The sequence below is a fragment of the Paenibacillus cellulositrophicus genome (assembly GCF_009363095.1).
GTDB lineage: Bacteria > Bacillota > Bacilli > Paenibacillales > Paenibacillaceae > Paenibacillus_AQ > Paenibacillus_AQ favisporus.
In genome coordinates this window covers 752246-765667 of sequence record NZ_CP045295.1, presented here as the reverse complement: position 1 = coordinate 765667, position 13422 = coordinate 752246, and the positions used below count along the sequence as shown (strand labels likewise).

Annotated in this window: 10 protein-coding genes and 1 pseudogene; 8 read left to right on the top strand and 3 right to left on the bottom strand. The window is 51.9% G+C overall.

Going from position 1 to position 13422, the window contains the following annotated elements:
* Positions 1 to 109: 109 nt before the first annotated feature.
* The 3 genes and pseudogenes from GCU45_RS03385 to GCU45_RS03375 all read left to right on the top strand — a co-directional run bounded on the left by GCU45_RS03385 (position 110) and on the right by GCU45_RS03375 (position 3676).
* Complete coding sequence (locus GCU45_RS03385) at positions 110 to 1786, top strand: extracellular solute-binding protein (protein ID WP_152398067.1); 1677 nt, start codon at positions 110 to 112, stop codon at positions 1784 to 1786.
* A gap of 93 nt (positions 1787 to 1879) precedes the next feature.
* Positions 1880 to 2770 (top strand): ABC transporter permease, encoded by an 891-nt coding sequence (locus GCU45_RS03380; RefSeq protein ID WP_152398066.1) that lies wholly within the window; start codon positions 1880 to 1882, stop codon positions 2768 to 2770.
* A 22-nt stretch (positions 2771 to 2792) separates the two neighbouring features.
* Positions 2793 to 3676, top strand: a pseudogene (locus GCU45_RS03375) (carbohydrate ABC transporter permease).
* A 175-nt stretch (positions 3677 to 3851) separates the two neighbouring features.
* On the opposite strand, the gene GCU45_RS03370 reads toward GCU45_RS03375, so the two are convergent.
* On the bottom strand, positions 3852 to 5228 hold the full coding sequence (locus GCU45_RS03370) for a serine hydrolase (protein WP_167527077.1): 1377 nt from the start codon (positions 5226 to 5228) through the stop codon (positions 3852 to 3854).
* A 757-nt stretch (positions 5229 to 5985) separates the two neighbouring features.
* On the opposite strand from GCU45_RS03370, the gene GCU45_RS03365 reads away from it, so the two are divergent.
* The 3 genes from GCU45_RS03365 to GCU45_RS03355 all read left to right on the top strand — a co-directional run bounded on the left by GCU45_RS03365 (position 5986) and on the right by GCU45_RS03355 (position 9126).
* The gene (locus GCU45_RS03365) at positions 5986 to 7317 is read left to right on the top strand and encodes an ABC transporter substrate-binding protein (protein WP_116229960.1); all 1332 of its coding nucleotides are present in this window, start codon (positions 5986 to 5988) and stop codon (positions 7315 to 7317) included.
* A 79-nt stretch (positions 7318 to 7396) separates the two neighbouring features.
* On the top strand, positions 7397 to 8290 hold the full coding sequence (locus tag GCU45_RS03360; protein ID WP_089547816.1) for a carbohydrate ABC transporter permease: 894 nt from the start codon (positions 7397 to 7399) through the stop codon (positions 8288 to 8290).
* Positions 8291 to 8292: 2 nt separating this feature from the next.
* The gene (locus GCU45_RS03355) at positions 8293 to 9126 is read left to right on the top strand and encodes a carbohydrate ABC transporter permease (protein ID WP_076171512.1); all 834 of its coding nucleotides are present in this window, start codon (positions 8293 to 8295) and stop codon (positions 9124 to 9126) included.
* Between the two features lie 102 nt (positions 9127 to 9228).
* Here the strand turns inward: GCU45_RS03355 and GCU45_RS03350 are convergent, their stop codons facing one another.
* Entirely contained in the window at positions 9229 to 10140 is a 912-nt protein-coding gene (locus GCU45_RS03350) for an EamA family transporter (protein WP_152398064.1), read from the bottom strand.
* Between the two features lie 110 nt (positions 10141 to 10250).
* Here GCU45_RS03350 and GCU45_RS03345 point away from each other — a divergent pair, with 110 nt between their 5' ends.
* Positions 10251 to 11144, top strand: a complete 894-nt coding sequence (locus GCU45_RS03345) for an AraC family transcriptional regulator (RefSeq protein ID WP_152398063.1) — start codon at positions 10251 to 10253, stop codon at positions 11142 to 11144.
* A gap of 24 nt (positions 11145 to 11168) precedes the next feature.
* Here the strand turns inward: GCU45_RS03345 and GCU45_RS03340 are convergent, their stop codons facing one another.
* Positions 11169 to 12059, bottom strand: coding sequence for a LysR family transcriptional regulator (locus GCU45_RS03340; protein ID WP_152398062.1), 891 nt, complete (start codon positions 12057 to 12059; stop codon positions 11169 to 11171).
* Positions 12060 to 12232: 173 nt separating this feature from the next.
* Here GCU45_RS03340 and aroC point away from each other — a divergent pair, with 173 nt between their 5' ends.
* A complete protein-coding gene (aroC, locus tag GCU45_RS03335; protein WP_152398061.1) occupies positions 12233 to 13288 on the top strand; it encodes a chorismate synthase in 1056 nt (351 codons plus the stop codon).
* Positions 13289 to 13422 lie beyond the last annotated feature (134 nt).

Genomic DNA, 13422 nt, shown 5'->3' with positions numbered 1-13422 from the left:
AAGTCAATTGTCTATCCCAACCTAAAACTTCCGTCTAACCGGGAAAAGCGGATTCCTGTGTTACCTTAAAGGTGCAAGCAAACCAAGAGCAAAAGAAGGGGCGAAGAAGATGAGAGCAAAATCCATGATGAGCCTGGCGATAGCGGGCCTGATGCTGGTTCTGTCGGCCTGCGGCAGCGGCGGCGCATCGGAGAAGGAAGCCGACGTATCCAAAGATCCGGCGGACCCGTTCGGCAAGTACAGCGAAACCGTTACGATCAACATCGGCAAAGAGGTGGACTCGGCAGATAAGAGCCTTCCGCCAGGAGACTCACCGGAAAACAACGTGTATACCCGGTACTTCAAGGACAACCTCAATATCGATACGAAGATTATTTGGCAGGCCGGCGTCGGCAAGGATTATCAGCAAAAGGTAAATCTGGCCATCGCCAGCAACGACCTTCCGGATGCGCTCGTCGTGACGGACACGCAGCTGCGGCAGATGGTCAAGAGTAACCAGCTGGCCGACCTGTCGGAAGTATACGAGCAGTATGCCTCCCCTGTGCTGAAAAAGATCATCGATTCGACGGATGGGCTTGCGATGAAATCCGTCACCTTCGACGGAAAAATGTATGCGCTGCCAAACGTGACGGCGGAATCGGACATGCAGCATATTATGTGGATTCGCAAGGACTGGCTCGACAAGCTTGGTCTCGAGGTCCCGCGTAACGTCGATGAGCTGGAGAAGGTCGCCAAAGCCTTTGTGGAACAGGATCCGGACGGTAATGGGAAAAACGACACCATCGGCATCAGCGGCCCGCAATCCGGCGGACTGCTCAATGCGGATTTCATCAATCCGAACAACAACAACTACGGATTTGATCCGATCTTCGGCGCCTATCACGCATATCCGGGCTTTTGGCTGAAGGGCACAGACGGGAAGCCGACCTACGGATCCATCGAACCCGAAACGAAGGAGGCGCTCGCCAAGCTCCGGGACCTGTATGCCAAAGGGCTGATCGATCCGGAAATGAGCATCCGCAAGGATGCGCAGGAGCTGATCAAAAACGGCACATCCGGGATCTACTTCGGCCTGTGGTGGGCAGGCGGGTACGGCCCGCTGGCGGACGCCATCAAAAACAATCCGAAGGCGAACTGGCAGGCCTACACCCTGCTCGACAAGAACGGGGAGTTCACACCTCATATGGGAACGCCGTCCAACCAATATCTCGTCGTCCGCAAAGGCTACAAGCATCCGGAAGCGGCAATTAAAATGGAAAACCTTTTGCTCCGGGACGAATCCAAATTCGACGTCAGCGTCGGCATTGGGAATTACCCGCTGCGCATTGTGTTTGCGCCAATGGACGAAATGTACGTGACCTACAACGCGATGAAAGAAGTGCTGGCCGGCACCAAAAAGCCGGAGGAGCTCGATCTGCCGGGCTATAAGCTGCTGAAGGCCGATGCCGAGAACATTAAGAAGGTGAAGCTCGAACCGTACGATAAAATGGACATCCAGTATTGGGACCCGAATGCGGATTTGGGCGCCTGGAAGCGGCTCTACTCCACCTTGGTCGGCATTGCACCGCTGATGGAGCCTTACAAAAAGACGTACAGCCTGACCTATTCCCAAACGAAAACGATGGAGAGCAAGTGGGCGACGCTCGACAAGATGGAGAAGGAAACGTTTCTGAAAATCATTATGGGAGCAGCCCCGCTGGATACCTTTGATCAGTTCGTAAAGGACTGGCGGAAGCAGGGCGGAGACGACATTCTCAAAGAAGTCGCGGAAATCGCGCAGCAGTAGGCTTTTACCGCTCCAACGAAAGGCAGGTGCCGGGAACCGTTCCGGCGCCTCCCCTATTTAAGCATATGACCCGGAAAAGGAAGGAGCTGCAAGATGATTAACAAGGGATTCGCCAAGCACTATTACTTGATGCTTCTCCCCGGAATGATCTGGCTGACCCTGTTCAGCATCGTTCCGATGTTCGGCATCGTCATGGCTTTTCAGGATTACAACCCGGGCCTCGGAATTCTGCATTCGGAATGGGTCGGTCTCGAAAACTTCAAATACATGTTTTCCTTGAACGACAGCGTCACGATTCTGGTCAACACCCTGGTGATCGCCGTGTTCAAAATTGTAGGTAATCTGGTCATCCCGCTCGTCTTTGCCCTGCTGCTGAATGAGCTGCGGCTGCGGTATTTGAAGCGCTGGATTCAGACGATCGTATACCTGCCGCATTTTTTGTCCTGGGTTATCCTTTCGGGGATTCTGCTCGATATCTTCGGCTACACCGGTCCGGTGAACCAAATCTTGTCGGTGTTTCATATCAAGCCGATCCTGTTCTTCGGGCGGGCGGACCTGTTTCCGGCCCTCATCGTGGGAAGCGACGTGTGGAAGGAATTCGGGTTTAACACGATCATTTATTTGGCCGCGCTGACCGGCATCAACCCGGCTCTGTACGAGGCGGCTGCGATCGACGGGGCGACCCGGTTCAAGCGGATGCTGCACGTGACGCTTCCCGGCATCGTCTCGGCGATCGTGCTGCTCTCGGTGCTCAGCCTTGGTAATGTGCTGAACGCGGGCTTTGAGCAGATCTTCAATCTGTACAACCCGCTGGTCTATTCCAGCGGCGACATTATCGACACCTGGGTCTACCGGACAGGGCTGGTCAATCTGCAATTCAGCCTGGCGACCGCCATGGGCCTGCTCAAATCGGTGGTCAGCTTCCTCATGATCACGATCTCCTATTATCTCGCTTACCGGTTTGCCAACTACCGTATCTTTTGATGACAAAAGGAGTGCATGTTCAATGGTAAAAGACAACACGGCAGGCTCCCGGCTGTTTGATATTGCGCTGATCGTGATCCTGGTAGGCATCGCAATCTTATGCATCCTGCCCATCTGGTACACCCTTGCCGTATCCCTCAGCAACAATGCAGCGGCAAGCTCGGGCCGGGTCGGGCTGTGGCCCGTCGGTTTCAACCTCGGTTCTTACCAGGAGCTGATGGGAGACCGCAAATTTTTTAACTCGTTCTGGATATCCGTGCAGCGGGTCATCCTCGGGGCGGGGCTGAACTTTGTGGTCATTCTGCTGATGGCGTATCCGTTATCCAAAAATGCCAAGGAGCTGCCGTATCGCAATGTGCTCATGTGGATCCTCGTGTTTACGATGCTGTTTAACGGCGGATTGATTCCTTGGTACATGACGGTAAAGTCGCTGGGACTCATCAACAACATTTGGGCGCTCGTTCTCGGCAACAGCGTGCCCGTATTCAGCGTCATCCTTGTCATTAACTTTTTCCGCAATCTGCCTAAAGAGCTGGAGGAGGCAGCGCTTGTCGACGGTGCGGGCCCCTGGCGGATGATGATCCAGATCTTTGTCCCGCTCGCGGGGCCGGTCATTGCTACAGTTACGCTGTTCAGCATCGTGTACCATTGGAACGAATTTTTTACGGACTGGTGCTGATGTCAGCGGCGGACCATTATCCGCTTCAGACGTATATCCAGCAGATGGTGGTGGTGATCGATGCCAACACGATGACGGCCGAACAGATCCAGCGGATGAGCGAACTGTCGAACCGGACGCTGAATGCGGCTAAAATCTTCATTGCGATGATTCCGGTGCTGGTCATCTATCCGTTTCTGCAGCGGTTCTTTATTACGGGGATTACGCTGGGCTCCGTGAAGGAATGAGGGGAACGCTGGCAAAATGGATCAGGGAACATCCGCTGAGCCGGTATCGTCCTCGCGTGCTGAACCCGACGAAAAAGCAAGGAATAAAAACAAAAGGGATGCCTTACGCCGATTGACGGCAGGGCATCCCTTTATGTGTTGAATAAAGCGGCAGCTTAGATGAAGCCGGACCGGATCAGCGAGTAAAGTTCCACATGCCGGTGATGAATCGTGACCCGTCCTGCCGGTTTGCAGGTAGGTCCGTCCTACGCGCTGCAGCAGGCTCCATCATTCCTAATTGGAGAGCTTGGCTGACATAACCTGCGGCCCAGGAGGGAATGGTGCCTTCGTTGGCTTTGGGAGCTTCCCCTGACGCCGAGGCTTCGCGGTGAATGAACACATAGGCGCGAACCGCAATCGCAGCCATTTCGGCGCGCGTGATTACAGCTGTTCCGTCAAACCGGCCCTCGCCGGTTCCGCGCACAAGGCCAGCTTGACGGGCTGCGGCGATTTCGCCTGCAAACGGACTGTCGTCACTGATATCGTAAAACTGGCTGGATTGATCCGCAGCGGATGCCAGGCCAAGTTCCCGGGCGACCAGGGAAGTGAACTCGGCGCGGGTGAGCGGACTGTCGGCAGATGCTTCCTGATCCTTGACCTGCTCGCTGTAGATGGCTCTGGCGGCCTTTTGCACGATGGGATTGCCGATCCGCTGCGCTTCGTCGAAATCCTGGGTTGTCGTTACCTGCAGCAGCACGGAGACGGCGAGCTCGTGCCCCGGTACAAGGAAATATCCGGCATCGTGGGTGACGTTGGCGTTTTCCCCAGTTTTATGGGCGATTGGCGCATCGGGCAGCGCAGCTCCAAACTTGGTGCTGACCTCCTGCCGGGCCATCCAGGCGATGATCTGGTTTCTGGAGGAGACGCTGAGGAAGGAACCCTGATAGATTTGGCCGAGCAGCTCCGTCAAATCCGCGGCGTCGATGTAATTGTCCTGGGCGGGGGAGGGGGCAGCCGCAAACATTTTGCGTCCAAGGTGCATCGTCCGAAGGTCCAATTGGTCCATCAGCTGCTGGACCCTGTCCATGCCGACCTTGTCGATGAGCACGTTGGTCGCCGTGTTGTCCGATTGGGTGATCATCAGACGGGCAAGGCGTTCCAGCGTAAGGTTCTGCGGGAAGCTTTCGGTCTGCAGCGATCCGCTGCCGCCTACGACGTCTTCGGGCGTTACCCTGACCTGATCGGCCAGGGACAGCTCGCCACGGTCAACCTGCTGCATCAATGCGGATACGACGGCAAGCTTGATCGTACTGGCCGGCATGTACGGCTCATGCGACCCAAGCAGCAGCGTTTCATGCCCGTAATAGCCGCTGAGGTCGCGGATGCCGACCGACATGCGAATCCCGTCCTTCTCCGCCTGCTGGAGGATGGGAGTCAGGGCTGATGCGATTGCAGATAAGCCTTTTTCCTGCGCTGCATCGGACGCTGCCGGAAGCAAGCTGGTCAGCAGGGCAGTAGCGGCAATCGTCGTCATTAGGGTTCTTCTTAATACCGGTTTCCGTCTGCGGGTCATCAAACATCCCTCCAAAAAAAGAAATGTTATATAAAATGACATTATCGGTTGATGTATACCTCTTATTATAAATGGATGTAATATTAGTTTACAATCTGTTTTTGTGAGCGTTCACTTTTTGTTCATAACATTCTGTCGATGCCGTGGATTTGACAAAATTACTTACATAGGCTCGGGAATAAAGCGGGAGCTTGGGCTCCGTTTTTTATTTTAAAAAAGCATAAAGTAATCGGGATATTAGAAGAATCATGCAGAAAAAAGTCGATTGGCGGGAGTAGATGGCAGACCATGAGAATAACGACCGGCTAACTAAATAGGGGAAAGAACTTGGTATGGGCAGCTGAATGAAGAAAAGGTCAGATCGAAGGTTAAAAGCCTCATTCCGTTATGTTTTAAAAAAATATAAAATGTTTTAGATTTTATATTTACAACCGTATTTCCTGTATGTTATTTTATACTTGCAAACGGATTCATTCAATATGTTTTGAATTATTTTAGAAAACTTTAAAACCGAGGAGGTCATCTTCGCGGCAACCTATCGAAGCTGCCCCGGTTCAGCTTGCGGAAGCGGCGCCCGGAAGAATGGTTCCTGAGATGAGGAGCCGCCGGAGCCCGGCAGGGGAGTTGAAATCAGACACAAATGAAAGCGCTTTATTCATGTTTTTAGGTCACCCGTTCTTGGTCAGTCAGATTTGTTTTGTCCTGCAAGTGCTTGGCGGCAAGAAAAATCATTGAAGCTTAGGGGAGGATCCTGGATATGAAGAAAAAATGGCTGATGCTGCTGCTGGTCGTCACGATGACGACGATGTTGTGGGGATGCGGCAAGTCTTCCAATAGTGCGGAAGGCAAAACGTCCGTCCTGGACGGAGGGGCCGGCGACACGGCAACCGAGCTGTCCTATTGGACATTTGTGGAGCTGCACGGGCAGCATTTCAAGAAGATGCTGGAGAAGTGGAACGCGGCAAACCCGGACCGCCAGATCAAGCTGAACGTCACGGTCATGCCGTATGACGACATGCATAACAAGCTCTCGATCGCGGTACAGACAGGCGTTGGGGCACCGGATATTGCAGACATTGAGATCGGCAAGTTTCCCGATTTTCTGAAAGGTACCCCTCAGTTGGAGCCTCTGAACGACGTGGTCGAGCCTTACAAAGATACCATCGTCCAGTCCCAGATCGATATGTACAGCAAGGAAGGAAAGGTTTACGGACTCTCGACCCACGTCGGTGCGTCGGTTGCGTTCTATAACACCGAAATTCTAAAGGAAGCCGGCGTGGACTACAAATCGATCGTCACTTGGGACGATTTCAAGAAGGCAGGCATGCAGGTGTACGAGAAGACCGGCAAATACATGGGCACGGCGGATACGAGCGCCGGTTGGGAGGCATCGATGATGCTGGCGCAGCAGAAAAGCGATTTTACCGATGATGCGGGCAAGCCGATCGTCAATTCGGACGCCATGGTCAAAGGACTGAAGGTGCTGAAAGACCTGCAGGATAACAACGTCATCGCCACAATTGCCGGCGGGCAGCCGGACACGGAGGAAGCGTACGGCGAGTTTAACGAAGGAAAGTATGCGACGGCTTTCATGCCGCTGTGGATGATGTCGCGCTACACGAACTATATGCCTGACCTGTCCGGTAAAATCGCACTTGCGCCGATTCCGGTCATGGAAAAAGGAATGCCGCGCTCTTACGGCGGAGGCGGGACCGGTACCGTCGTCACGAAAACAGCCAAAGACGTTCAGTTGGCCAAAGACTTCATTGCTTACGCCAAGCTGTCCCTCGACGCGAACATCGAAATCTGGAACACACTTGGTTTTGACCCGATCAATATGGACGTATGGAATATGAAAGACGTGACGCATAATCCCGAAAACCAATTCGTGAAATATTTCGTCAACAACCCGTTTGACGTGCTGAACGATATCAAGGATGAAATCCGTCTGATCAAATCGACGCCGGCTTCGCCGACGATCAACAACGTGCTGTACACGACGACGCTCAACGAAATTTTCGAGGACGGACGTGACATTAAGGAAGCGCTGGACGATGCGCAGGCACAGATCGAGCAGGAACTGAAATAGCCCGCCGGCATGCCCGGAATCAGAGCTGCTCTTGTCTTTTCGGGGAGCGGCTCTTTTTCAAACAGAAAGGAGTAAAGACATGATCAAGCGTTTTATATATTCGCAAAAGGTCGCCCCGTACGTGTTCGTGTTCCCGTTTGTCGCCATTTTTCTGGTGTTCTGGGTTTACCCGCTGCTCAGCTCGTTCGGCATGAGTTTCCAGCATGTCACCCTGGGGCAGGAGGCCGAGTGGACAGGGATGGACAACTATCAGAAGCTGATGGGGGACGGCGTGTTCCTGAAGTCGATCGGCAACAGCGCGCTGTATATGGTGCTGACGCTGGTCATTCTGATTCCGTTTCCGATGCTGCTGGCGGTGCTGATCAACAACAAATGGATGTGGGGCCGCGAATTTTTTAAATCGGCTTTCTTCTTTCCAGCACTGACATCCGTGGTGGTGGCGGGGACGATCTTCCGCCTGATGTTCGGGGAGATGGAAGGGTCGCTGATCAACAGCGTCCTTGGTGTTTTCGGCATCGAGCCGGTGAAATTTCTGAAAGGGCATCTGACCGGTTTTGTCGCGCTGCTCGCCCTGGCGACCTGGCGGTGGACGGGAGTTAACATCCTTTACTTCCTTTCGGGTCTCAAAAATATTCCGGAGGAATACTACGAAGCCGCCTCGATCGACGGCGCCTCCGCATTCCAAAAATTCACCAGAATCACCATGCCGCTGCTGAAACCGACCACGATTTATGTGCTTACGATCAGCATTTATGCGGGACTGGCCATGTTTATCGAAAGCCTCATGCTGTGGAACGGCAACAACTCGCCGAAAAACATCGGCCTTACGATCGTCGGCTACTTGTACCGCCAAGGGATCGAGAAGAACAACCTCGGCTACGCCGCCGCGGTCGGCATTGTGCTGCTCGCTGTGACGATGATCATTAATCTGACGCAGCTGGCGTTCTCCGGCATGTTTAAGAAGGAGGATTAGGGATGAAAAAGAACACCGCGCTCAACATCGTCCTCGTCGTCATTTTCGCCGTCATCTGCTTCCTGATCCTGCTGCCGTTCTACGCTATAACGCTCGCTTCCTTCAAGCCCGGCGAAGAGCTGATCCGGTACGGATTGAACCTGAAGCTTGACTTCTCGGTCATGAGTCTGGACAACTTTGTCTTTTTGTTCACGGGGGATCACGCATATTTCACCTGGTTCTTCAACTCGCTGCTGCTGACCGTGGTGCAGGTCGTTCTGACGCTGCTGGTCAGCGCAACGGTAGCTTACGGCTTTGCCGCTTATGATTTTAAAGGCAAAAATATCCTTTTTATCTGCGTGCTGCTGATCATGATGGTTCCCTTTGAAATACTGCTGCTTCCTTTATACACGCTTACTTTTAACCTTGGTATGATGAACTCGTACTCGGCGATTATTTTGCCGGGCATTGCCAATGCGGCGACGATCTTTTTCTTCAGACAGTACCTGTCCGGCATTCCGAAAGAGATTATCGCCTCCGGCCGGGTGGACGGTGCGAGCGAGTACGGCATTTACGCCAGGCTGATCCTTCCTGTCATGAAGCCTTCCTTCGCCGCGATGGCCATTCTGAACGGCATGAACAGCTGGAACAACTTTTTGTGGCCGTTTATGGTGCTGAGCGATTCGCACAAGTATACGCTGCCGATCGGTTTGAAGACGCTGCTGACGCCGTACGGCAACAACTATGACCTGCTCATCGTCGGCTCGTTCTTTTCGATTCTGCCGATCTTTATCCTGTTTGTGGCCTTCCAAAAGTACTTCATCGACGGCATGACGGCCGGTGCGGTGAAAGGGTAGATTCGTTTCGGAAATAGCTGCATACGACCCGCGAGTACCGGCAAATTTGCCGGTTTTTCTTTTGATCAGCATATGAGAAATTCGATATATGTAAAATTCATATTAGCTGGACGACGACTTCTTATTCCAAGCCAGAAGCAAAATCAGTCCGATGATACACGCTGTACCCAGCCACTGAAAAAAACCAAAAGGCTCTTTTAGCCAAAATACGGTTGTGATCACAGCGGCCAGCGGTTCCAAACTGCCTAGAAAGCTTGTTTCTTTAGGCGTAAGGCTTTGTAAGCTTTCGATGTAAAACCAAAATGCGATCATCGTGCCGAAAAGGACCACGAAAGCTAAGTACAGATAAGCGTCGATCGTCAAGCCTGTAAAGTCGGTGTGCCATGGTGGATGGATCACACTTAAGCCCAAACCGCCGATGATCATCGCCCAGCCGACAATGACGAGGGAATCGTATTGCTTCAGCAGCGGGACGGCATACAAGGTGTAGAATGCCAAGGCCGCGCCTGATAAAATACCCCAAACTACGGCTGGAAATGGCACGGAAAGCTCCGAAATCGAGCCGTTGGTTAATAAGAAGAAGCAGCCCGCTAAAGCCAGGATCACGGTGAGCAAGTCTTTTCGCGTGAAAACCATTTGCTTCCGCAGCATTAAATAGAGGATGATCATGACAGGTGCCAAATACTGCAGCAGTGTTGCCACAGCGGCATTTCCATGCTGAATCGATGCCATATACGTATATTGAACCGATAGCATGCCGACCAATCCGAAAACAAGGAGCCGCAAAGCGATCCGACTGTTTCTCCAAACCCCAACGATTTGCGAGCGGTCTTTAACCCAAAATTGAATGGTTAACAGTAAAATACCGGCGATGAGCAGGCGTACCGTGACCAGTCCGTTAACATCGATTGCGGTTTGCTCAAAGAGCTTTTTAGTGACGGTGCCGCTCATTCCCCAGAATATCGCTCCTGTAATGACCAGAAATAACCCTTTTCTTCTAGCTGTTGGATTCATAGATCGATTCTCCGTTTTAAATATAATAATAGTGCTATAATAAATAAAAAATCTCGTTCGGAATACCGAAATTGGATATAAAAATATAACAATATTGAGGTGGGGGTTATTTGCAAATTAAAGATTTCAGGATTGGCGGCAATTTGAAGGAATTAACCGAGCACCGGACGGTCGTGCTTCCGGTTGCCTGCTACGAAACGACGATTAACCAAAACATACACGGACATATACCGCTTCATTGGCATGATGAATTGCAATTCGTTCGGGTTGTCCAAGGGGAAGCCGAGTTCCAAATTAACGAAGAGAAGCTCGTTGTTCGGCAAGGGGAAGGGGTCTTCATCAACAGCGGCTGTCTGCACATGGCGGTAGATCGGAACGCATCGGGCTGCGTGTATATTTGCCTGAATGTCTCCCCTGACTTTGTCGTATCACGGGAGCTATATGCAGCCTATGTGGCTCCGTATATTCAAGCGACGAATCTGCCTTATTTATACATCGACCCTAATCAGGCTTGGGGCGCCAATATTTTAGATGCCTTGGTGAACATTCATCAATGGATTCCGCATCAACCGCCATACTTTGAACTGGATATGACGATGCAGCTGGCTTTCATTTGGAAAAACCTGATCCTGAACGGTTTTCAACTGCAATATGACCAGGTGGAAGCGGTAAAAAACGAGCGGATGAAGCAGATGTTAAGCTGGATCGATATCCATTACGCCGAAAAAATCGCGTTAAATGATATTGCCAGAGCTGGTCAATTGAGCCGCTCGGAATGCTGCCGCTATTTTAAGCGAATGCTCCATACGACTCCGCTGAATTATGTGACTGATTACAGACTTCAGAAAAGCGCAGTCCTTCTGCAGCAAGCCGATTCCAGCATTACCGAGGTGGCCTACCAAGTTGGATTTAACAGCACCAGCTACTTTATAGAAAAATTCAGAAAGGCAATGAATATGACACCACTTGCTTACAGAAAATGTAAAATGGATGCGCGTTCATAATCGGAACGCGGTGAGGACAGCCGGTCAAAGAGACCGGCTGCTTTGTATGTTCAAAAAGGACTCTGCGGCGAGCGACAGAGACGAATGCTTTCTGACAGCTACGCCTACGTGTCGGTCCGGCAGCGGAACTTCCATAGAAAGCTCCAATAAAGCACCCTCATCGATTTTAGAAGCTACAAACGCTCTCGGCAAAATAGCTGCGCCATACCCCCGCTCAGCAAACTCCGCCAGCATATCCAAGCTGTTCAGCTCGAAATCGGCCGCCGCTTCCACGCCTTGGGATTGAAACCAGGCTTCGATATAGGAGCGGGTCGCACTTCCCTGGGACAGCATTAACAGGGGGAGCTCGGCCAATTGTGCTGCGGACAAGGGGGCTTCTGCCAGAGCGGCAAAGGGTTTCCCCGCCACCACACCATACGGCGAGACAAAAGTATCCACGACTTGAATCTCCGCATCCTTCACCGGAAGATAAACGTAGCCCAGATCAAGTAAACCCTGCTGTAACTGTTCCAAAATCTGACCGGTCTTTTGCTGTGAGACTTGGACCCGGATGTTGGGGTATTGGGAACGGAAAATATCGAGTAGAGGAACGATATAGTCGCGGATGATCGCTCCGTTGGCACCGATCCGCAACCGCCCTTCGTTCAGCTGTCCCAACTGCTTCATGTATCGTTCGGCGTAATCCAGTTTATCGAATACTTGTCTGACTTGATCGTACAAGGCATGCCCTTCTTCTGTTAAAACGATTCCTTTGGATAAGCGGTCGAACAGCTTAACTCCAAGCGCGTCTTCCAGCTGCTTGATCGCATAACTGACGGAGGGCTGTGTCATATTTAATCGCTGGGCGGCTTTCGTCATATTCAAGGTTTCCGAAGCATGAAGAAAAATCCGGTACCATTCCGTGTTAATCATCATTTGGCATCAATCCATTCTATGGCAAGAGTCGAATATTGCAATTTCATTTATTACAAGTATACCTCTAAACTAGTACATAAGGACAATACAAGATGTTAGATAGAATGAACTAAAGAGATGGTTGGAAGTTCGATGCAAAACTATAGATCAATCTATATTGAGGGGGAATTTTTATGCCGGGAAGTACTTTTGGTGAACGGTTTAAAATGACGACGTTTGGTGAATCACATGGAGAAGCTATAGGCGTCATTATCGAAGGCGTCACTCCAGGCGTTGAACTAAACGAGGACGATATTCAGGTTCAGATGGATCGCAGAAAGCCGGGACAGTCTTCAGTTACAACGCCGCGTAAAGAATATGATAAGGTCCGGATTTTATCCGGTGTATTTGAAGGCCGAACAACAGGGACTCCGCTCAGCGTGATGCTGAATAATACGGACATGCGTCCGTCCGCATACGATGACATCAAACATATGTATCGCCCGGGGCACGCGGACTTTTCTTACGATCAGAAATATGGCATTCGGGACTATCGGGGCAGCGGGAGGGCTTCCGGAAGGGAAACTGCGGCACGGGTCGCGGCCGGAGCGGTTGCGCGGAAACTGCTGGAACGGCGGGGTGTCTCCGTCATGGCCTATACGACCGAGGTCGCCGGTATCCGCTGCGAAACCTTCCATCCCGATGCCATCGAGCAAAATCCTGTTCGCGCCTGTGATCCTGAAGCGGCAGCTAAGATGATTGAGCGGATCGAACAACTCGCGGCAGAGGGCGACAGCTGCGGCGGCATCGTTGAATGCCGGATCAGCGGCGCTGCGGCAGGGCTTGGGGAGCCCGTGTTTGATAAGCTGGATGCTGAGCTGGCCAAGGCCATGCTTTCGATCGGCGCGATCAAAGGAATCGAGTTCGGGACCGGTTTCCGGGCGGCATCCATGCTGGGAAGCGAACACAACGATCAAATGGACGAGAACGGGTTTATTACGAACCATGCCGGAGGCGTTATCGGTGGAATCAGCACCGGGGCCGACATCATTTTCCGGGTTGTCGTCAAACCGACTTCGTCAATCTCCAAACCTCAACGAACGGTGGATACGGAAGGAAACGAAAGGGAAATCACAACGATCGGAAGGCATGATCCGTGCATCTGTCCGCGGGTTGTACCCGTGATTGAAGCAATGGCCTGTATGGTAATCGAAGATCACTATAAAAGACAAGCGACGCTGCTGTACTAGCCTCATTCGAGGGTAAAGTTGACTTAACCTATTCATTGCCTATATCCGTTACATGATCAAGTGGTATGATGACGACAGTTCAGGGGCGCGCAGCTGATACTGACCATCAATCATTTGTGTATGTAAAGGGGATC